Here is a 21315-nt window from a genome sequence, read left to right as displayed (position 1 = left end):
TACGAGAGGAGGATTGATTTTTTATGATCAGCCTGAGTGAAGCGGATTTTCATCGGATGTATGTTTATATCCAAAAACATTATGGGATTGACTTGTCCAAAAAAAAGCAGCTGATTATAAGCAGGCTTTCCAATACCCTTGCAAAGATGGGGTACACGGATTTTACCAGGTATGTTGATGACCTGGTATCTTCCCGAAAACCTGAAATGGTTACGGATATGCTAAATAAGCTCACCACTAACTATACATATTTTATGCGTGAAGAAGAGCATTTTAATTATCTGTATCAAACAGTGCTCCCTGACCTGGCTAAAAAGCATGCCCATGATAAAGTGCTTTCCATCTGGAGCGCGGGCTGTTCCTCAGGAGAAGAGCCATATACCATTTCCATGTATCTGAAGGATTATTTCGGTTCCCAGGCTTCTGCCTGGGATACCCGTATCTTGGCCACAGATATTTCACAGAATATCCTGGATACCGCCCAACATCCCTCTTACCATGAAGAAAGCCTGGCCCGCGTCCCCTCCTCATGGAAGCACAGATATTTTATAAAGGATGGCAGCGGCTCCTATACCATTGCGCCGGCTATCCGTGAGAATGTTATTTTCCGCCCTTTTAATCTGATGGCTCCGATTCAGTTCAAGCGGCCTTTTGATATTATCTTCTGCCGGAATGTTATGATTTATTTTGATATGCCCACAAAGGATGCCCTGGTCCGGCGCTTTTATCAGGCTACCGTACCGGGCGGCTATCTTTTTATCGGCCATTCAGAAAGCTTAGGCAAAGAAAACTGTCCCTATAATTATATCGTTCCCGCAATTTACCGCCGCTGCCTATAATCCGCGTGATGCAGAAAGAAGGGATCTTGTTTATGGATAAAAAAATACGTTTGATGATAGTTGACGACTCCGCGGTCTACAGAAGCTGGCTCATAAGCTCCTTGTCAAAAAACGACCGCTTTGAGATTGTGGGCCACGCGGTGGACGCCTTTGACGCCCAGCGGAAAATCCCGCTGTTAAAGCCTGATATACTTACGCTGGACATTGAGATGCCGGGGATGTCCGGCATTGATTTTTTAAAGAAACTGCTTCCACTCCATCCGGTTCCTGTTATTCTTGTATCTTCTTTAAGTATAAAGGTAATCGATGCCCTTGCTGCCGGAGCCGTGGATTATGTAAAAAAACCGGATATGGGAAGCTCTGCTGAAAAAGAAGCCTTTTTGACAAGGTTATCTTCCAAGCTTATGTTTGCCTCCAATTTCCATGTGCGCATTCCGGAAGATACAAAAAAAACAGAGGTGCGGCCTCTTAGCCAGGCAAAAGGCCGCGGCTTTTTTCATCCTGTAAGGTCAGGTTCAGGCAACGGCATAATCATCGCCATCGGGGCCTCCACAGGAGGGACCGAGGCCATTCTTGAGATCCTGACCCGCTTTCCTGCCAACATGCCGGGTATTGTGGTTACCCAGCACATGCCGGAAGGTTTTACATCCATGTACGCGGAGCGCTTAAACCGGCAGTGCCGCCTTACGGTAAAGGAAGCTCAGGGCGGAGAACGGATTCAGCCTAACCTTGTGCTGCTGGCTCCTGGCGGCAGGCAGATGCGCGTAGTACGGATGGGGACCGGTTATGCGGTACAATGTGTGAACGGTGAAAAGGTAAGCGGGCACCGGCCCTCTGTGGACGTGCTTTTTGATTCAGTGGCCTACACGGCAAAGGAAAACGCCATGGGCATCCTGCTTACAGGCATGGGGGCCGATGGGGCCGCCGGACTTCTGCGCATGAGGAAAAACGGGGCCTTTACCATCGGACAGGACCGGGAATCCTGCGTTGTCTATGGGATGCCAATGGAAGCGCATAAAATAGGGGCCGTATGCGTCCAGGCAAACTTAAGCTCCATTCCTCAAATAGTGATGAACCGTCTGACCGTAAAATCCGGGATGACATCATAGACAGGCCATGAAACGCGCAAAAAAGAAACTACCGGCACTGCATTTATCTCTCCAGCATATTTTGACAGCCGGCATTGCTCTTTCCGCCCTCACGCTGTGCGCCAGTATTTTAGTATGGGCTTATCCCAGCCTTCTTTCAAGGGCTGTCTCTCTGCCAAAGGAGCTTTTGGCACGTCCAGAGCAGGCATTCATCGAAACGGAGGCGGATCCCCGCATGGCATCTTCCCCAAAGCTATCCTCAGCGGGAGATGATTCCAAAAAAGGATTGGAGGAGCTTATTTCCTCCGGGGAACTGGGAGAAATAAAAGATTTTGATACATACCTTACGGCAGAACAGGATGAGACCGCATATTATTATATTATGGACAGCGCTATGGGCCCTATGATTTATTACAATCAGGGAGACAGCCGGTGGGCGGATTATTTATACGGAGGCAGCGATCCCATGCGTTCCCACGGCTGCGGCCCCACTGCCGCGGCCATGGTCATCTCCAGCTTTTCTCCTGCAAGCCTTACGCCGCCTGAAGCCGCTGCGTGGGCAAAATCCAATGGATTTTACGCCCGCGGTCAGGGTTCATATCACAGTCTCATTACAGGTTCGCTGACCGCATATGGCCTAAATGTACAAAGCGTGACGGAGCGCTCCCAAGAGCATGTGTCAGATTTGCTGAAAGAAGGTTCAATTTTAATAGCTCTTATGGGCAAAGGCTCCCTTACCCAAAACGGACATTTTATTATAATTACCCAGATTCTGGAAAATGGAAATGTCCGTATAGCTGATCCCAACAGCTATGCAAACAGCACAAAGGAATGGAAGCTTTCCCAGCTTCTGTCTGAAATGAACTACCCCGCAGCAAGCTGCGGGGTATCGAAGGTTGCAACCTCTACATATAATCCCATATGCTATACTGCTTTGTTTTCTCTACGTTTTTATAGATTGTTTTATAATTTTTTTCCTGTCCCTGTTCTTTCACATATCTACTTATGATTTGCTCATTCCCATGTTCACTCACCGTTGCTACGTAATAGCCATCTGTCCAGAATTCTCCTCCCCACAATTTTTTCTTCACTTGTGGACATTTCGCGAACACCTCCCGGGCTATGATGCTCTTCACTATTTGGATGATTGAAAAAGTTTGTTACGCAGCAAGCTGCGGGGAATTAAACCCTCTTTTTGATTAAAGCAGAGCCGCGACAGCGGGGCTCCCCTTTGGGCAGTCAGCCTTCCTTCCGGGGGCTGACTTTTTAGGTTTCAGCCTTCTTTCCATGCTGTTCCATTGCTTTATCAAAACACTGCAGCTCTATGCCGGAACACTTCTGCCTTATCAATTCTTCCAGCCTGCCGTATCCTGCCTCTCTGGCAGCGCGCATTAGAAGGAGACGGTCCTTCAGCTGGTCCATATTGTATAACCTCTCCAAAAAAGCAGCCACCTGTTCCGCATTTTCCCGGCTGCCCCCATCCTCTTTTAGAAACGCGCGCAAAAGCAGCACCAGGGCGGACGGAATATGTGGATCTGCTTTCAAAAGAGCGGTACAGTACTTAACGCATTCTCCCAAATCCCCTGTCTGGTAACAGCACGAGGCAAGCAGCTCCCAGGCTCCCGGAAGATCCCCGGTGACCACCATCCCACAATTGGCGTTCCCATGGGTTTCGAGCAATGAAAGGCATTTTTTCAGATGAAAGGCGGCTTTTTTAAATTCATTTTTCTGCGCATAAAACCTGCCCACGATAAAGTCAAAATCGCTTTCCTCCGGCAGGAGCCGCGCTGCCTTTTCATATATTTCAAGAAGCGCTTTTTCATCGTCCTCCTCAACAAGGATTATCATAAGTTTCCAAAAAGCCATTGCGCTTATGATATCATGCCTGCTGAGTTTTTCCGGCATCAGATCAACGGCCTTGTAGTACCACTCCTTTGCCTTTTTGGATTCCTTTCCCGTCAAATAGGAATCCCCAAGATAGCCCATCAGATGATAATTATCAGGGTGTTCTTTTAATTCCATTAGAAGCAGCCTTATATTCCGCTCCCCTTTTTCTTTGTTATATACGTCACTGCCCGCATATCCTGTATGATAGATTGCAAGCAGGTCCGTTGCGTCAGCCGTATAGGGCAGTATTCCCTCCCCACGAAAGGAAAGCTCCTCATGAATCCGGTACCGGTAGGCCAGCCCCTCAGTCTTTTTAAAAAGCCGTGCCTGACTTCCTCCGGCAAATATGCTTTCATCCTCCCGTACCTGAAGCCATGAGGTCATTACCGCGTAGTACTCCTTTTTGTCAAAACGCTCCAAAAGAGGAATCAGCTTTTTGGTCTCCTCCAAAGGGAAATATTCATCTGCATCTAAAAACGCGATCCAGTCTCCGGAAGCTTTGCTGATGGCAAAGTTCTTGGCAGCTGAAAAATCATCCTGCCACTCAAAATAAAATACCTTTGCCCCCATTTTCTCCGCCAGCTCCACTGTCCTGTCCGTACTTCCTGTGTCTACCACAATCTGCTCCCAGACAACTCCCTTTCCCCAGCGCAGCGCCCTTTCTATATTACGCTCCTCATTTTTTACAATCATGCACTGTGACAAACGCATGTCCTTTCCCCCTTGTTTTAATTCAATAAATCATCCAGCCTGCAGACGTCCAGATAATCCGTTCCAATAATATCCACTCCCAGAAGCAGCCACTCTTTTATTTCTGACACCTTATTACAGGAAAACAGACCAGTCTTTTTTCCATATGCTTTTATTTTTTTCACCAGCTCTGGACAGCATAAGCTGCGCCGGATTGAAATCCAGCTAATCTCCTCATTCCTGCACATGCTTTCAATATCCTGATCATTGATTGACAGATCCATCATTTCTGCCTTTGACGGAATGTCGTACATAATTTCCAGACCCATGTCCCTGATTATGTCATATTCCTCCCGTTTCATAATCCTAAGGATCAGACGCCTCCGCAGAAAAGTATTTTTCATCAAGTCCCTGTTTATGATATTTTTAATCTGTATCATCTGCTCATTGGTACTATTTCTGATATCCAAAATAAAATGCGCATCCTCTAATTCTGTTATATAAGAAACCAGCATATCCCAGTCCATGGTCCTATAATGCCCATCATAATAGCTTGAACCTATAAACTGCTCATATTTCATACCATTGGCAAAACCCTGCTGCTCAGACGCCGGCTGTCCCAGCTTTCTCAGAGTATTTTTTGTCCAGCCATTGACGCATACCAGTTTCTTGTCCGAGGTCAATTTTAGATCTGTTTCAAACAGACGAAAGCCACTGTTATATTTTTCCAAAACGGTATCCGGAGAATTCATCCCTGCAAACTGGCTGTTTTTTCCTCCTAAAGCTGCTGCTGTGAGAATACGTTTCCAATCCTTTTTTCCAATCTTTGTTTCCTCCCCCTGTTTCTGCCTTTCCGTATGAAAGCCGTATTTTTTCAGGAATCCTCCCAAAGAATTCAGGATTTCATCGTCCCCCCCCCCCCGTTTTTTATGCTTTTCACTCATAGCCCTTTTAAGGCGCGAAACCACATCCAGTGCCTCCATGCGGTCAGCTTCCACAAACCGTTCCGGATGCCCAATTCCAGCCCCCCATTGTGCCAGCTTATCATTCCACACCAATCCTATGCTGGGACATCCCATGGAATAGGCTATGATATTGGTATGCAGCCTTGTTGCGATGATTCCCTTATAATCTGATATGATCCGCACCAGCTCCGCGCCCTCTGCCGGACGTTTTCTGATAAAATATTTTTTATTTTCCACACCGGCATATTCCAGAACATCTAATCCAAATTCGTAATCTGAATGCAGGCCATTGTTAAATATCTCCCACTGATACCCTAATTCCTCCAGCCTGAATATCACCTGTTTCCAAAAATCCAGAAGAAACTCTCTGGTAATATTCTGATGGCCATAATCAAAAAACAATCCGTCACGTGCTATTCCAAGCCCTATTTTATCCGTATTCGGATTTCCGGAAATACCATAAACCTCTGAACAAAATGCAGCGGGATCCGGAACCTGTCCAATCCACTCTTTTTCCGTCTCCAGATAATGCTTTATAAAGGTCTGGTAATCATCACGAACCGTAATTCCCTTAACGCAGGCATCATTGACCGCTATTTTAAGACGCCGGCATCTTTCATCCCTTTCATCATATCCCTCGACCCCGGTACAGTTAATAAAAACAGGAATATTATTTTCCGACGCAATCCTGATAATGTCCGGAACATACTGATAAAATTTCTCTCTCCTGTATTTGATCAATCCGCCGCCGGCAAAAATAACCACATCAGCATTTTTAACATATTCCATATCTTCCTGGTACATGTTATAATCGTGAATTATATAGTTTTGGATCCCCTCATTTTGCAGGGCTTTTTCTACAAAATACTTTGTACACTCCGCAATCACGGTATCCCCTAAATTGCGGTTGATGTACTCTGCCAGGAGGATATTCAGTTTTTTGTTTTCCATAAGCTATTCCATTCATCCCTTTCCGCTATGGCAACGTATCCGCCATGGATCGCTTTTCCTGCAGCTCTTGAGCAATTTTTTTCCAATCATATCCTGACGCAAGACTTTTTGCACATTCCTTAATCCCCTCATCCTCTGTGCGCGTAAGGGCAATCCTTATGTTTTGAATGGCTTCATCTACAGAAGCGCTTTTGTACAGGGCTGGAGAATCCGGAAGACGGCCCATATCAGATGCAACTACCTGCTTTCCGCAGGCAAGGTATTGAAAATATTCCTTTGGAACCGTATTCGCATGTCTTCCAAAAAAAGGAAGAATCCCTATATCAAAGGATTGTATCATTGATGGAAGTTCTTCATAAGACGCCGGTATATAATGAAGATTATCAAACCCGTGCATCCATACAGGATATGTTCCAAAAACCTCCCCTGCAAATATAACATCACAGTCAGAAAACACCTCACAGATACACTGCACCATTGCAAAATAAATCCTGTTATCTATTACCCCGGCAAATCCAATTCGTTTCCGCCCACCCATATATTTTGCACTGTGAGAATATGATGAAAACATTGGGTAATCCACTCCGCCGGTAATATTGCAAACCGTCACATTGGCGCATTCAGTTATGCCGTAATAATAGGCAATATCCTCAATCTCAGCAGAGGATCGGCCTGTTAATCTTCGTAATTTTCCAGGTATCTCTTCTGTGATATACAGATATCTTTGAGCTGGATTTTTACCAACTGCCTCCAGCTGCTGCTCTTTTGAAACAGGTTTTGTTGAATCAATGATTTCATATGTTTCCGGCACATACTTTTTTAAAAGTTCCGCTGAGGAGGGGTATCTTAACAAAGTGATTTCCTCTGCTTTTTCCTCTTCCCCCGGCAGCCCTCTGTAATTTGTAATTGTCTCATAACAGCGCCTGGCTGACTGGTCATCCTTAAAGTCAAACCTGTATGCCAGCACACTTTCCCGTTCCTTTTCATATTTTCCCGGATTATTAAACGCTTCCTCCAAAGCGGACAGCATATCCTTAAAATAAAGAACTTTTTCACCGGGCATAAACATATCTATATTATGGAATACAAAGCCTCTCTCAGATACATATTCCTCATAATCCGGAATAAGATATACAATGGGCCTGTTCAGCAGAAGATAATCGTATGCTATGGATGAGTAATCGCTGACCATGACGTCAAATACATTAAGCAGATCACAATATCGCGTATCATTCTCAAACAGCAGATCATCCGTTAATTCAAAGCAATCCGGGCCAAGAGAAAATTTCCTTCCTGAAAAAGCCGTTTGTTCAATCGGATGAAGTTTATATATAAAAGCCGCCTGGTTTTCCTTTAAAAAATCAGCAAACCCTTCTTTTTCAAAATCCTTCAGGCGAAAAAGGTTGTCTGAAAAAATCGTTCCGGAATGGCTGCTGCTGTTGGCCCGAAATGAGGGAGCGAAAAAGATATACCGCTTATAGTTTCTTATCCTGCTCCCAAACATTTTTTCCATCTTCCCATATCCCTGTGCCTTTTTGACACTGTCCAGGCGCGCCTGGCCTGTAACATAGCATTTCCGCAAATCAAAATGAAGCTGGGCCGAAAGCTTAAAACGGTCGTCCAGGCTATGTACACACATCAAATCTATTTTTTCAAAAAACTCTGCCAGTTTTTTTGCATATTCCGGGTCCATATCATGATTGTAGAAATCGTGGGCCTTAATTCCACTTCCATGCCAAAGATTGACAAATATCTGGTTTTCACGTTTTGGCAGGCGCTCAAAGGTGTAGGAATTCATAATGACATAATCTGCTTCCTTTAATAAAGCATTTCCCTCCACAGTATCGTAAACAGCACACCTGATGCCTCTTCTTAACAGTTCATAATACTTTTTATCCCTTTTTACCAGCCAGGCCGTCTCATGATTTGTATTATCTTTCACATATTCCCAGAGAGCATGTGGATTGCATGCAAAATCCGGCTGTGACATAAACACAAACAGCATTTAAAAGCACCTCTCAATTATAATGGAATCCCGTAATACGTCATCATCCGCCGGCAGGCCTCCTCCAGTGATACCTGCTCGCTCCACCCAAGACTGCTTAATTTGTTAGAGCTTGTGCAGACTCTTGAAACCGCATGCTTTACTGCCGGATCGTTTTTTCTTGTTTCCCGGTTAAAGTCCACCTGAATTGATTTCCCTTTTACCTGTCCTGCCATGGTCTGTGCCAGTTCCAGGACAGAAGCTTCGCCCATTTCCGTGCATATATTGTATGCCTCGGCGTTCTCTCCCTCCGTCATCACATAAAGCATCCCGGCAATGGCGTCTGTCATATATATAAATGTCCTTACCGGTGTCCCATCCCCTTTAAGGACAATCTTATCTGATTTCAGCATCTGGGATATAAAATCTATGTGAAGCCTTCCGTCATCCAATGCAATTCCGCATCCCATTATCTGTCCGGGCCTTACAATTTTACAAACAGAACCTCTCCGGCCATAGCAGACGCATAAATTTTCAGCAGCCCGCTTTGCCACTGCATATACATTTCTCACATCAAGGGAATCCAGTATTCCGGTCTCATCCTCTGCAAATCTCTCCTGATGGGATCTCCCATAAATATCAACACTGGAAAGGTAAAGAAATTCTGCATGATGATGCTGTGCAAGCTTCAGCAGGTTGCTGCAGCCAAACACATTTGTCTCAAAAGTGGCAACCGGATCTTCATTGCTGATTTTCACTCCGGCCGGGCTTGCAGCGTCAATGATAAAATCAATTTTCTTTTCAATTCTTATCTCTTCCAGAACATCTCCAATCAATAACGTAAAATCATCTCTGCCAAAATATTCCCCAAAGCGTTCTCTTGCCTTATTCTCATTCCTGCACAGGGCAATGACATGGATGTTTTCATTAGACATTTTGTTTCTCATCATAAACCCGTGTACAAAATGCTGGGGGACATATCCGTTGGCTCCGGCAATCAGGATGGTTTTGTTATGAAATTTTTGCCAATTAATAGGCGTCTGCGCAATCGTCAATGCGTCTTCTTCCAGAATCCTGTTCATTCCCCGCCTCCATACAATTTTTCCTGTTCTATAAACAGCGGATATAATGCTTCTGCTATGGCAAGATCCTCCGGATATGTAACTTTGATACAGAACCGATCCCCCATAACCATGCTGCATTCTACGCCAAGATTCAAAACAAGTTCACTGTCCTCATTTACTTCCACCCTCTGCTCGTCCTGCAGATAAGATTGATGTGCCTGTTTTAATACTGCATACCGGTATATCTGCGGTCCCTGCTGCACAAATAGTTTTTTCTTTTGCAGCGTCCTGTTTACCATCTTCCCATTGTTGCTGAAAGTAATAGCATCTGTTGCTTTAATAACCGTAATGCTGGCGTCATATAATGATATCTGCTCATACAATTTGTCCATTGTTTTTTGAGATACAAAAGGACATACAGCCGTCATAATAATAACCGTATCCCTTGCTTTAGCCGGAAGGGCCATAATCCCGTTATACACGGATTCATAGCGTTCTTTTCCGGATTCTGCCAAAATAAGCATCTTTGTTATTCCATATTTGAAGGCCCACTCTTTAATTTTTTCATGGTATTTGGCAGGTGCGCAGACGCAAATTACATCCACGTTCCTGTTTTCCTGGGCTGTTCTCAGAGAGTACACCAACATTGGATATCCTGTCATCTCAATAAACTGCTTCGGCACATCTCCCTGAAATCTGACTCCGTTCCCTCCTGCCAGAATAATCGCGTAATTCATAATCCACCTCATTTATTACATGTTGATATATTTTGCTTCCCACTGTTCCATCCAAATTTGCCAGGTGCTTCGAGATCACTTCCAGCCTATGGTCTCTAAAACCCGCAATTTCTTCATAATTTTCAAGAAACAGGCTGAGGGCATTTATATTCTTTTCCTTATAATAAGGCCTGTGCTCCAACGAGCCATAAAATTCTTCCTTTGTTATCTCGTTTTCCAGCAATTCTTCCGGATAATGGTAGGCTGTGAGCATCATTGGTTTTCCTGTAACTGAATAGATGGTCACAAGTGAACCGCCCGCTCCAAAATAACAATCAGACACAGCCATTGCCAAATGAGGTTCTTCACTTTCATCCAATATACCCAGTTCCCATTCCTCAAACTCCTTTTTCAGCTTCAGATAGCTTACGAGAAGTTCAGGGTGCATGGAGTGTAAAGTCTCCATGGTTAGAGGATGCTCCCTCCACAGCAAAACGAATTTGTCCCTGTGCGCTGCAAAGACATGAAAAATGCGGTATAGATTATCAATAAAGTGTGCTCCGTTATTTAAAATCAGGCTGACATTTGTATTAAAAAATATAACTCTCCTGTTTCCAATCCTCTGTTTCCATGTTTCCGGCATTTCTGCACGGTTCTTTATTTCCAGAAGCAATTTGTCTGTTTTGGGAGAACCAAGGGCAGCAATTTTTTTCTCCAGACGCCTGCTTTCCCCATGGTACAGATTTGTTTCAAGAAGTTTCACATACTGCTTTTTTATGGGTTCACTTTGAACAAATATGATATCTGCAGAAATCACCCCCGGAGTCAGAACAAAGTGCTCCGGAATAGACCAGGGCACAACATAATATGGAACATATACCAATTTATCTGTATATTCTTTTAAATGGTCCGAGTAAAAAAAGGGGGGTATACTTGTCACCCGGTTAAAGGCATCATAAGGATTGTGGATGAATATCACGTCCGGACGTTTCTCCTGGAAATTATAATCTCTGTAATCCACCACAGGTACATAAGAAGGATAGCGGTCTCCTTCATAGTGTTCTTCCTTAAAGCTGCCGTCCGGATTTTTACTATAATATGGTATGGGGATTACAACAGCATCCACATCCTTGTCCTCATCCGCCGCTCTCCAGATGCTTTCAAGGGAATCCCACATACTCACCTTGTACGGCAGAAAAACAATCTCCTTTCTGTCATCCGGCACTTCAATCCATACATCCTGTTCAAGCTCTGTCAATTGAACCCGGATTCTTTCCAACAGCCCTTTATACAAACCCTCATCTGAAATATTTGCGCTTACCTGATATATATGTTCGCAGTATTCTTCCAGAAGCCGGACCATATGTCCGCATCTTCCGCCTAAGGACTCAAGATATGTGCCTATGAGAATCCCTAATTCCTGGCAGGCAGCCAGCGTATCCAGGGTTGTTGAAGGATCAGACTTAATGGTTTTCCTGATTGCATCATTAGCATTCAATAGAGTTTCCACTGTATGGAGTATTTCTTTTTTCTTATATTTTCTCATTTGCATTATCCTGCTGTTTTTATTCTATAAATAGGTCATATCATAAAACTCTTTCCGATACAGGAAAAGCCATTTAAAGCATCGGCTTTCAAATGGCTTTTCCTAAATATCCCGCAATAAAACGGGTTACTATATGTACTGCTGATTACCGGAGCAGACTCAAAACATTCTGCGGAACAGCATTGGACTGGGACAGCATGGACTGTGCAGCCTGAAGCAGAACATTGTTCTTTGTGAACGCTGTAATCTCATCCGCCATATCAGTATCGCGGATACGGCTCTCCGCATCTGTGATATTCTCAGAAGTAACCTTCAGGTTGTTAATGGTATGCTCCAGACGGTTCTGGGAAGCACCAAGGTGCGCACGGTAAGTGGAGACCTTATCAATAGCGCTATTAATTTTTGCAAGAGCATCGCTTGCGTCACTCTGTTCTGATACCTTAGCATCCTTAACGCCAAGTGTTGCAGAATCCATTGCGCTTGCCTTAACTAAAATAGTTTCTGCCTTTGTCGGACCAATCTGGAATGTCATATCGCCGGTGCTGCCACTTGAAGCAATCGGCTTAACCCCGTTAAAGTCCGTATACTCTGCAATACGGTTAATCTCTTCATTCAGCTTATCAAACTCAGTCTGGATATTGTTTCTCGCAACAGAGTTGTAAGTACCGTTTGCAGACTGGGTAGCCAGAGTCACCATACGCTGAAGCATGGAGTGTACCTCGGTCAGGGCGCCTTCTGCTGTCTTGATCAGACCGATTGCATCATTTGCGTTAACCGCAGCCTGATTCAGACCATTAATCTGGGATCTCATCTGCTCGGAAATAGCCAGACCGGCTGCGTCGTCGCCTGCGCGGTTAATCTTATAACCGGAAGACAGCTTCTCCAGGTTCTTGTTCAGGGAGCTCTGATTTGTGCCTAAATTTCTGTAAGAATTAATTGCGGATATGTTGTGCTGAATTATCATAAAAAATTTCCTCCTTGAATTGTTCTCTATACTTGCCGAAACCTCCATGTACCGGCTTTGGTGTTCTTCATGGGCCCGTTTTAGAACACAGCTGGAAGGGTAATTATTTTCCCTTACATGATATAATATCGGCTGTTTTTCTACTTTCATAAGGATTTTTTTATTATATTTCATAAAAATAGCCTGCTGTTTTAACTTTCCGCACAGACAAATGGCAAAATATCAGCAATTATGAAGGCCATCCCCAGACCATCCTGGATCTTTCCGGGATCCGGATATAAACCGCCCCGTAAAATATATACTCTTCTACCATAATCTTTTTGGCGCGTTCCAAAACATGACGGTAGCAATCTTCCATACTGTCTGCAAAAGCATCTTTATTTCCCCTGCACAGATGCTGATGTGCTGTGAGAACCAAATTATTGAGCGTTAAAATGCTCCGTCTTTTTTTCGTATAATACGTAATATAGTACCCCCATTCAGTAAGCCGGAACGCTTCAGTCAGTATAACACGCATAGGCTCTAACTCAATATGTTTTAAAACAGCCTCAAACATATCGATTAAATAAACAGAACCGGTCCGGCTGAACCTTTCAGTTAATTCCTTTATCTCTTTTTCTGTAAACTGCTCAGCTGCAAGCAGCGCGGCCGGATGAATTACCAATGTGAGCAATTGAAGCGCGTTGAGATAGCGCAGCGCCTCCTTTGTGCGTCTTGGATTCGGAAGCAGCTGGCTTACCCTGGAATCATCCGGTTCCGTAACTATGGTTCCCTTTGCATTCATCTTTTTTACATAACCTCTTTGTTCCAGCTCAGCCAATGCTTTTCTGACTGTGGATACGGATACGCTGTACTGGTTGGCTAATTGCTTTTCATAGGGAAGATATGTTCCCGGCGGATAAAATCCGCTGACGATTTTCCGGTTTAAATCACTGACGATCCTGGCGTAACAGTAGTCCTGTCCCCGTGTGGGATTCCATGAAAACGGTACTGGGGATTGACTTGGACATTGAGGCACAGTGCCTGCCAGATATTTCATGGTACCGGAAATGGAATCCGAAAGCCTTTGATATAAGGCTGTTAATTGCCTGTATTTTACAGAGGAATCCTTTCCTTTCAAAATATCCATGAGAGCGCCTGCCCCAAATATATTGTCCTGTAAAAAGATTTCCGTAAAATAAGAACATTTCTCTGTAAAAAACGTGAGTTTACTGTGGAGTTCAAATGTTGAATAGAGATCTCCGATCAAAGGGCTTCCCCCTGATTTCAGAATATCTCTGTTTAAAGCGGAAGGCGGACGCCACCCACCGGCAGCCATACCTGCCTTTGCCGCTTCTGCTGCCTGCCCGTAATGAGGCATTATCTCCAAGTCGCAGCCTTGGGATGCAAATGTCAAAAGCGGTGGCATTATGTAAACTAAAGTTTGATATAGCTGTATGATACTATCCCTCTGTTTTAATATACTCAGCACCATATTCTCTGACTGAGGCATATCCTTTCTTAAAAGAACCCGCGGGGCAAGGCGGGGCTGGTTTTCAATCAGGCCCTCCTCCTTTAATGCCTCTAATACGTTGTTAATTGTATACAGGCTTACCTGAAATTCGTCGCACAGCCGTCTGGAAGACGGAAGGCGGCTTCCGGGCAATATCTGACCATCTGTTATTCTCTGTTTTAATTCATCATACACATAAGAAAACTTGGTCGTTTGTGGAACCATGGTTTATCTCCTCCTAGTTTATAAGTTGTTTTTATTATATCCAATGCCTTCCAGGCTGTCATCGGCCAAAAATATCCAGCTATTTGTATACCTGTACAATAGTAGGGACATAAGTTCCGAAGGAACTCAAAAAATAAGAATAGGAAATCCCCTACTCTTATTTTTTTATAGCATCCGCACTCATGGCACAACCTGCTCCCTATTGTATTGTTATTCCTCCCTGGACCTTTTATATTCTTTAACCATATTAATTATTTGGTAATAATCATTTGATAATTGGGGCATCATATCAACGGCTTTATTAAAATCGTTTTCTTTTAATGCCTTTGTCACAAGGCTGCTGCTTGCATATAACCTGTCAAACGAAAGATTCTGGCAGATACCTTTGAGTGTATGAACAGCCCGAAGCGCCTCTCCATAATCCCTATCCCCCATAGCCGCTTGAAACAGATCAAAACTTTTATCATCCAGAAATTTATAAACAAATTTCTGGACAGTCTGTTCACGCCGCAATCTGCCAAGCACCTCATCAAAATCACCGCCAAAACTATTATAGCAATCTCTTAAATCCATAATTATATTTCCTCCCTTTTAGATGTCGTCTGCTTCTTTGTCAAGAAAACGTATTGCCACTTGGTTTTTTGTGATTTTTGCCTGATACATCATACTGTCTGCAACTTTAAACAGTTCCTTTGTTATTCCCATTCCATATGCTCCTCCTATGCTTACAGACATATGTATTTTGGGATATCCGTCCATCACCAGGATATCAACAGAGTGTCTTATTAGCTCCAGCTTTTGTTCAAAAACCTCAGCAGGTATACTGTTAAATATAATTACAAATTCATCACCGCCATAACGGATCACGGCGTCTGTCTTTCGTACACATGATAAAACAGTCTGGGCAATGCCTTGGAGCACGATATCGCCTACATTGTGTCCATACGTGTCATTAATGTGCTTAAAGTTATCTACATCTATCATAACGATAGCCTGGATATTTTCTTCACCTTGAAAATGCTCGTCATAATAACGGCGATTGAAGACATTGGTTAAGGAATCAATATATAATAACTGCAGGTGCCGCTGTTTGCGGGACAAGACAGTGTATTTTTCCCTGGAAAACAGCCTGTCATAGTCTATTTTACTTCTCATATCCTGAATGTTTTTAGTCTCTTTTTCAGGCGAGGCAAACGTCAACTCATGTTTAAGTGTATCCGAAATTTCCTGCAGGCACAGTAAAAGAACAGGATTAAAGGCCCCGCATTGACCTTCTAAAATCATTTTCAATGCTTCATCATGTGAATATGCTTTCTTATAGCACCTCTTGCTGATCAGAGCATCATATACATCGGCCAAAGCAACCACCTGGGCAGCAATGGGAATTTCTTCGCCCTTTAGTCCATCCGGATAACCATTGCCGTCATATCTTTCATGATGCCACCGGCAGATTTCAAAAGCCACTTTGACAAGCGGCGCCTCCTGCTGCTCCATTGGCAATTCCATCAGCATTTTGGCGCCGATTGCCGAGTGCGTTTTTATCACTTCAAACTCCTCTGCTGTAAGGCGTCCCGGCTTATTCAATATCGTATCTGAAATTGAGATTTTTCCAATATCATGCAGCGATGAAGCAGTACTTATTAAAGTTATATCAGATTTAGACAAAGGATACTGGTCTGTCCGCTGAACCAGCTGTTTCAGCAGATATTTCGTAATGATATTCACATGCAGTACATGCAAACCGCTCTCTCCATTGCGGAATTCCACAATATGAGACAGGATTGAGATCATCAGCCTATTATTTTTTTCCTGTTCATAGAATTGTTCTGCGATAATTTTTTCAAGCCGCTGCTGCCGCGCATATAAAAACATCGTATTAGAAATTCGGCGCTGGACAATTGTCGGATCAAAGGGACGGCTGATATAGTCAAAAGCCCCCAAGTCGTAGGCGCGTTTTATATTCGCGGGAGAATCATCAGCAGAAATCATAATAACAGCGAATGTATCATTCCAATGGTATTTGTTTATGTAGGTTAATACTTCAAATCCATCCATTTCAGGCATCATAATATCCAGAAGCAGGAGTGAGAAATCCGTTCTCTGCTGCGAGAGAAGCGCAACCGCCTCCGCACCGTTATCAGTTTCTACAATATCATATTGATCTTCCAGAATATCTATCAATAGGTCACGGTTCATCTCTGAATCGTCCACAATTAAAATTTTTTGTTTTTCCATATGCCTTAATCTCTTCAAAAATAATTTTACGGTTTGATTATAAATATACATTCATACGTAATGAAATCAAGCTGCGCATCTTATAAGGCCAGATACTTCCCGGGAACTGCTGCCTCGTCAAGGGTCTCTGCAATCAATTTCATGTGAGCCGGTATACAACTAACATGTTTTAGGTTACATTGAGAAGAGGGATTGGTTGAAATTAAATACCAAGTGAAAGCTCCTGCCGGCGATTCAAAATTCAAAGGGATGGCAAGGCGGTAAATCCACAATACCGCTTTGCCATCCCTGTTCCTGATTGCGAATAAAAATCAGGCTTTATGATAGCTCCCCGGATTAGTTTTCAAAATACAATGTTGAACTATACTTCTCCCCGCTGCGCATAATAATCATCAAACAGCTTTGTGACCGCTGTATGTGTATTGCCGCAAATAGACGGCAGTTCACCTCCCCATGCCGCTCCGGCCTGTTGAAACCCCTTTTCCACAGCTGCCTGCATCTCCTTCATTTTATCTACATCATCTCCCGCAAGAGCGTACGCGAAATCAAAGATTCTCTGAGAAGTCTGCGACACTCCCCAATATCCGTTCTCCGAAATTGCCTCCTGGGCCTCTGCCCTGGTCTGTGAGTCCACTGTAAAGTTACCGCTCGCTATCATCTTCCAGAAATCATTTCCATTTGCCTGATTGGCTGTAATCCCCTGCTTCTGGAAGGTCTTCATCATCATATTGGTAAAACGGGACATTTGATTGTCCAAATCCACTTTTAAACTCTGTACAAGAGAGGCTCTCTCCGAATCGCTCATCTTGCTGGTGACCGCCATATCCTTGTTAAATTCAGCACGATCCGTATCCTGCTTCTGAACGCCGGAAACCGTTTCTTTCATATATGCTGTCTCGGCTGCAGCTGTTGATATTTTTTCCATATTCTGAACTGTCTGTGTATATTGTTTGATGGCTGTATCCTGATTTACATTAACTTGCATGTTTAATCTCCTTTCTCTCAGGCACAAAAATATTATGAGATTGCCTGGACCTATTTTTCTGTTATGTTTTTTAATCGCGGGGAACTGGGAAAACTGTTATTATGTTGACAACTTTGTACAATCTCCTCCTTCTAACCTCATGGAAACTTATCTTTTTAATTTATATCGGCAATTTTGAATAAAAGATAAGGGAATTACATCTCTTTTATACAATAGTTTATGCCCAGCTCGTGACAAGCGTATCACTGGGCGAAGTCGGTGCGGTACTCGGGTTGAAGATATCGCGCCTTGCCCGGTCAATGCGCAAAAAGCCGAAATTCGCTGGATATCATATAGATTTTCCTTTGTTTCAGAAAGCAGTTTTCTATCGAATACAGAGCCAGTCTGTGGTAGCTGAACCGCGACAAATCAACGGAAGAAAGATATGAAGAGTGTCAAAAGCAGGCAAAGCCGCTTTTAGAGGCTTTCTTCGAGTGGCTACATACCCTGAAGGATGCGGTAGACAGATTCTCTAAGATAGGGGAAGCAGTTTAGTATACCCTGAATCAGGAAGCATTCCTGAAACGGTATCTGGAAAATGGTCATCCGCGGTAGCTGCGAATGCGCTCTCCGACAGAGGGGCATTTTATGTTACTGTTCACAGGTCGGCTTGCCATAAAAGAACCGATGGTGTAGACTGAACTCAGTCCAAACCATCGGTTCTCTTCAGCCAAATATCCGGGCGACTCTGTCATACAGAGTCCCATCTTCATTTTGGCGCATTCTAACTAGCATGCTCATGCACTGACAGAGATAATCGATGGTTTCGAAACTCCGGAATGACATGGCCTGCACCTGCTTCCTTTTAAAGGCTCTAAGCATTCTCTCGGCTGTATTGTTGGTTGGCGGAACGGCTGTCATGGAGAAATAAAAGATGACTCTCCATATACTCTTCCATGCGTACGGACAGAATGTATCCTTCTCTCCAGCTGCGCTCCGGTTCATTTTCCATACTGCCTTTGAGGCAGCGCAGGATATGCGCCAGGCACGTTGCGCGACAATATCGGCTTCGTGAATGGGCGGATCAGAATATTATCGATTCAGACAGGTTCAAATGGCATGTCTTGAGAATCTTCCTGAAGAAGCGGAATCACAAAACATCATATCTGTTCCTTCTGAACTGATGAAAAGTGTTTCTTCAGCATCGTCCTGTCTGGAACTGACAGTGGGCACAATACTTTTACTTCGCATCGCTCCTTGTATAGAACGTACTGCGTCCCGATCCATGTTTTACCAACGCCCCACTGTCTACCAGTTTTTTAATTGAGCTTTCCACAGATGTCTTTCCGAGCGTTGGGCACATCTCCATAATGTCACTCTTGGTGAATTTACCTATCTTCCCATATACTGCACGGCGCACCACTTCAAGGGCAGAAAGTTTTTCGCTCACAATATCTACACGATCCTCAAAATCTCTATATGCTGCGAGTATCGTTTGAAGCAGATACTTGATAAACGGAGTCACATCTTCCTGATTTTCATGCCATCCTTTCTGGCATTTCTCAAGGGCATCGTAATACAGGCCTTTATTCTTTGCAATCTTGCTTTCCAGAGAAATATATTTTCCAATCACATAACCCGATCGGTACAAGAGCAATGTCGTAAGCAGCCGGCTCATACGCCCATTTCCATCATTGAATGGGTGTATACAAAGAAAATCATGAATAAAGACCGGAATCAATATCAGTGAATCAATTTCTTTTGTATCCGCAAGGCGGTTGAAATTTTCACAAATACTGTCGATTGCAGGTTCCGTTTCCCACGGTGCCAGCGGAGTAAACAGAACAAACGAATTCCCATCAGCATCCGTTGCACTGATATAATTCTGCGTATTCTTGAACTTTCCACCAATGTCTCTTTCTGAATAGCCAAACAAATCCCGGTGCATCTGCAGAATATAAACCGGACGAATGGGAATGTATTCATAACTTTCATGAATTGTGTTCAACACATCACAATATCCCATTATCTCTTCTTCGTCCCGGTTTTTGGGTGTTGTCTTGTCTGCCACAAGCTGGCGCAGTCGTGTGTTCGTCGTCCTGATTCCTTCAATCTCATTCGATGCCTCAGTACTTTGCACTTTTGCAATTACCACCAGCTTATACAGTTCGTCTGGTTTCTGCCTCAAATATTGCTCCTGTCGGCCTTTATACTCATGTATCTGTGCCACAAGACCAAGTACCTCGCTATCCCATTTTTTATCTTTCAGTACCGAATAATCAAAAACTTTCATATCCAAACACCTCGCTTGCTATAATAGCAACTTCAGATTTTCCTCCCACTTTGCATTCCTTTCTCCCGAATCATACTTATATTTGGGATATAAGTCAAGACATCGGGAGAAAAATCTCCCAAACCATATTATGTTTCGGGAGAAAGTGAAATATACATGAGATAAAAAAGTCCCTTTTTGCCGCTGAGAAATCGTGTTTGACATGCAAAAATTAATACATGAATCATTAATTAATTGTTGGTATGCTTGATAAAAATCATTTTGTCGAGAAATTGAATAATATTTACTTAAAAGTTCTTTTTCATGCATCCATTTATACATCCTTGTACCCGGAAATATATTTAGATGGTATAAATCAATACAATTTATTCCAGTCCCAAAGCAACAATTAATATCGTCTAATGGATCTTCCGACTCTTGATATGGTAAATTGTACATTAAATCTACATTACAATCCAATTGTGAATCACGTACATTCCATCAATCGATTTACGGTGTCGCACCTCTATCATAAATCGGAAAGGTGATTTTGTATAACATCTTGACTCGCACCCGCAAAGCGGGTGGTTTTTAGTTTCGCATGTCTCCATTTTTCGGAACACCAAAAACTCCGACATACTCAACAGGCTAAAGCCCATAAATTTGAGCCGCCCTTTTGGGGCGGCTTATTTTGAAAAATCAAGGTACGGATGATTACCTACTTACTTTCGTTCCTCACAGAGGGCTAGAATTCTTATTTTGCCAAGCTCACAACTCCAGATACCCACTGCTGAACAATATTCAAACCTACCTCCAGTAGGTCGGCAATGGTGCTATCAGAGTAACCTTTTTTCTTCATATTGATAGCAGTTTCCTTTTTTGCTTTCATCTCGCCTTCCTTGTAAATCTGATCCATCTCACGGCACATAGTATCAACTCCTTCCTGAGTCTCTTTCAATTCATACACACGCTTTGCCAGGATTTCACTGTGGATATCCTCCGCATCTTTACAGTAAAAATCATGCATCAGACGCCCCAATACTGTGTCATCCTGCCTGCTGGAATTCACATATATAATATACGCCTCATCCTTAAAATTCTCTCCGACCTCTTCGATTTTTCTTCCAATGTGGTAAATCGGAAGGCCATATCCAAGCGCATCGTCCCTTGTAATGAAAATCACATGGGATTCTGGCAGCTCATCAAAATCCTGTCCGGCATTCAAGGTGTTCATATCCATCAAGCCGCTATGGTATCTGGCTCTCTTCGGAGACGCCCCTTCATTATCCTGCTGAATTTCTACATCAAACTGTTTCCCATCCGCATCCCGTGCCACACTGTCATGCGTCGAATTATAGTTCCTACCTACGGCAACATTACCGCAAATTAAATTCGGCATCTCCTTCATATTATCTATCTTAACGTGCTGTATT

Annotated in this window: 16 protein-coding genes and 1 pseudogene; 3 read left to right on the top strand and 14 right to left on the bottom strand. The window is 43.4% G+C overall.

The features are described 5' to 3' along the window. Window positions 1-23 precede the first annotated feature (23 nt). From G614_RS0103920 to G614_RS26725, 3 genes are read left to right on the top strand one after another with little or no spacing between them, the layout of a single operon-like run. Entirely contained in the window at window positions 24-839 is an 816-nt protein-coding gene (locus G614_RS0103920) for a CheR family methyltransferase (RefSeq protein ID WP_027640888.1), read from the top strand. A 32-nt stretch (window positions 840-871) separates the two neighbouring features. After that, on the top strand, window positions 872-1948 hold the full coding sequence (locus G614_RS0103915) for a protein-glutamate methylesterase/protein-glutamine glutaminase (RefSeq protein ID WP_027640887.1): 1077 nt from the start codon (window positions 872-874) through the stop codon (window positions 1946-1948). Between the two features lie 7 nt (window positions 1949-1955). After that, window positions 1956-2936 carry a C39 family peptidase gene (locus G614_RS26725; protein WP_049948044.1) on the top strand — a complete coding sequence of 327 codons (981 nt, stop codon included), beginning with the start codon at window positions 1956-1958 and terminating at the stop codon, window positions 2934-2936. Here the strand turns inward: G614_RS26725 and G614_RS34220 are convergent. The 14 genes and pseudogenes from G614_RS34220 to G614_RS0103840 form a co-directional block, all read right to left on the bottom strand. After that, a pseudogene (locus G614_RS34220) lies at window positions 2833-3075 on the bottom strand (transposase); the annotation flags it as partial. The gene G614_RS26725 and the pseudogene G614_RS34220 overlap by 104 nt on opposite strands. Before the next feature lie 118 nt (window positions 3076-3193). Further along, window positions 3194-4525: a glycosyltransferase gene (locus G614_RS0103905; RefSeq protein WP_044917393.1), complete on the bottom strand. Its 1332-nt coding sequence runs from the start codon at window positions 4523-4525 to the stop codon at window positions 3194-3196. 17 nt (window positions 4526-4542) lie between these two features. Beyond that, window positions 4543-6420: a polysaccharide pyruvyl transferase family protein gene (locus G614_RS0103900; protein WP_027640885.1), complete on the bottom strand. Its 1878-nt coding sequence runs from the start codon at window positions 6418-6420 to the stop codon at window positions 4543-4545. 25 nt (window positions 6421-6445) lie between these two features. Then, window positions 6446-8425: a CDP-glycerol glycerophosphotransferase family protein gene (locus tag G614_RS26720; protein WP_044917392.1), complete on the bottom strand. Its 1980-nt coding sequence runs from the start codon at window positions 8423-8425 to the stop codon at window positions 6446-6448. Window positions 8426-8442: 17 nt separating this feature from the next. Continuing rightward, a complete protein-coding gene (locus G614_RS0103890; protein WP_027640884.1) occupies window positions 8443-9486 on the bottom strand; it encodes an NAD-dependent epimerase/dehydratase family protein in 1044 nt (347 codons plus the stop codon). Then, window positions 9483-10205: an IspD/TarI family cytidylyltransferase gene (locus G614_RS0103885; protein WP_027640883.1), complete on the bottom strand. Its 723-nt coding sequence runs from the start codon at window positions 10203-10205 to the stop codon at window positions 9483-9485. The genes G614_RS0103890 and G614_RS0103885 overlap by 4 nt, the downstream gene beginning before the upstream one ends. Beyond that, window positions 10132-11163, bottom strand: coding sequence for a hypothetical protein (locus G614_RS31065; protein WP_155245018.1), 1032 nt, complete (start codon window positions 11161-11163; stop codon window positions 10132-10134). The genes G614_RS0103885 and G614_RS31065 overlap by 74 nt, the downstream gene beginning before the upstream one ends. Window positions 11164-11875: 712 nt before the next feature. Then, window positions 11876-12694 (bottom strand): flagellin, encoded by an 819-nt coding sequence (locus G614_RS0103875; protein WP_027640882.1) that lies wholly within the window; start codon window positions 12692-12694, stop codon window positions 11876-11878. A 229-nt stretch (window positions 12695-12923) separates the two neighbouring features. Further along, complete coding sequence (locus tag G614_RS0103870) at window positions 12924-14411, bottom strand: GntR family transcriptional regulator (protein WP_027640881.1); 1488 nt, start codon at window positions 14409-14411, stop codon at window positions 12924-12926. Window positions 14412-14621: 210 nt separating this feature from the next. Continuing rightward, window positions 14622-14984, bottom strand: coding sequence for an Hpt domain-containing protein (locus tag G614_RS0103865; RefSeq protein ID WP_027640880.1), 363 nt, complete (start codon window positions 14982-14984; stop codon window positions 14622-14624). A gap of 18 nt (window positions 14985-15002) precedes the next feature. Next, entirely contained in the window at window positions 15003-16646 is a 1644-nt protein-coding gene (locus G614_RS0103860) for a diguanylate cyclase (RefSeq protein ID WP_027640879.1), read from the bottom strand. A 361-nt stretch (window positions 16647-17007) separates the two neighbouring features. Beyond that, window positions 17008-17631 (bottom strand): hypothetical protein, encoded by a 624-nt coding sequence (locus tag G614_RS0103855; protein ID WP_027640878.1) that lies wholly within the window; start codon window positions 17629-17631, stop codon window positions 17008-17010. Between the two features lie 1219 nt (window positions 17632-18850). Beyond that, the gene (locus tag G614_RS0103845) at window positions 18851-19903 is read right to left on the bottom strand and encodes a Fic family protein (protein WP_027640876.1); all 1053 of its coding nucleotides are present in this window, start codon (window positions 19901-19903) and stop codon (window positions 18851-18853) included. 733 nt (window positions 19904-20636) lie between these two features. Next, window positions 20637-21314: a hypothetical protein gene (locus G614_RS0103840; protein ID WP_049948042.1), complete on the bottom strand. Its 678-nt coding sequence runs from the start codon at window positions 21312-21314 to the stop codon at window positions 20637-20639. Window position 21315: the final 1 nt, after the last annotated feature.

Source organism: [Clostridium] clostridioforme AGR2157, assembly GCF_000424325.1.
Classification (GTDB): Bacteria; Bacillota; Clostridia; order Lachnospirales; family Lachnospiraceae; genus Enterocloster; species Enterocloster clostridioformis_A.
The sequence above is the reverse complement of the archived record's forward strand: the minus strand, read 5'-3'. Positions and strand labels throughout refer to the sequence as shown.

Excerpts from the sequence above, each read along its gene's own strand:
- G614_RS0103915 (WP_027640887.1), top strand. The coding sequence starts at position 872 with ATGGATAAAAAAATACGTTTGATGATAGTTGACGACTCCGCGGTCTAC.
- G614_RS26725 (WP_049948044.1), top strand. The coding sequence starts at position 1,956 with ATGAAACGCGCAAAAAAGAAACTACCGGCACTGCATTTATCTCTCCAG.
- G614_RS0103860 (WP_027640879.1), bottom strand. The coding sequence starts at position 16,646 with ATGGAAAAACAAAAAATTTTAATTGTGGACGATTCAGAGATGAACCGT.
- G614_RS0103905 (WP_044917393.1), bottom strand. The coding sequence starts at position 4,525 with ATGCGTTTGTCACAGTGCATGATTGTAAAAAATGAGGAGCGTAATATA.
- G614_RS0103920 (WP_027640888.1), top strand. The coding sequence starts at position 24 with ATGATCAGCCTGAGTGAAGCGGATTTTCATCGGATGTATGTTTATATC.
- G614_RS0103885 (WP_027640883.1), bottom strand. The coding sequence starts at position 10,205 with ATGAATTACGCGATTATTCTGGCAGGAGGGAACGGAGTCAGATTTCAG.
- G614_RS0103875 (WP_027640882.1), bottom strand. The coding sequence starts at position 12,694 with ATGATAATTCAGCACAACATATCCGCAATTAATTCTTACAGAAATTTA.
- G614_RS0103870 (WP_027640881.1), bottom strand. The coding sequence starts at position 14,411 with ATGGTTCCACAAACGACCAAGTTTTCTTATGTGTATGATGAATTAAAA.
- G614_RS0103855 (WP_027640878.1), bottom strand. The coding sequence starts at position 17,631 with ATGCAAGTTAATGTAAATCAGGATACAGCCATCAAACAATATACACAG.
- G614_RS0103865 (WP_027640880.1), bottom strand. The coding sequence starts at position 14,984 with ATGGATTTAAGAGATTGCTATAATAGTTTTGGCGGTGATTTTGATGAG.
- G614_RS0103900 (WP_027640885.1), bottom strand. The coding sequence starts at position 6,420 with ATGGAAAACAAAAAACTGAATATCCTCCTGGCAGAGTACATCAACCGC.
- G614_RS0103845 (WP_027640876.1), bottom strand. The coding sequence starts at position 19,903 with ATGAAAGTTTTTGATTATTCGGTACTGAAAGATAAAAAATGGGATAGC.
- G614_RS26720 (WP_044917392.1), bottom strand. The coding sequence starts at position 8,425 with ATGCTGTTTGTGTTTATGTCACAGCCGGATTTTGCATGCAATCCACAT.
- G614_RS0103890 (WP_027640884.1), bottom strand. The coding sequence starts at position 9,486 with ATGAACAGGATTCTGGAAGAAGACGCATTGACGATTGCGCAGACGCCT.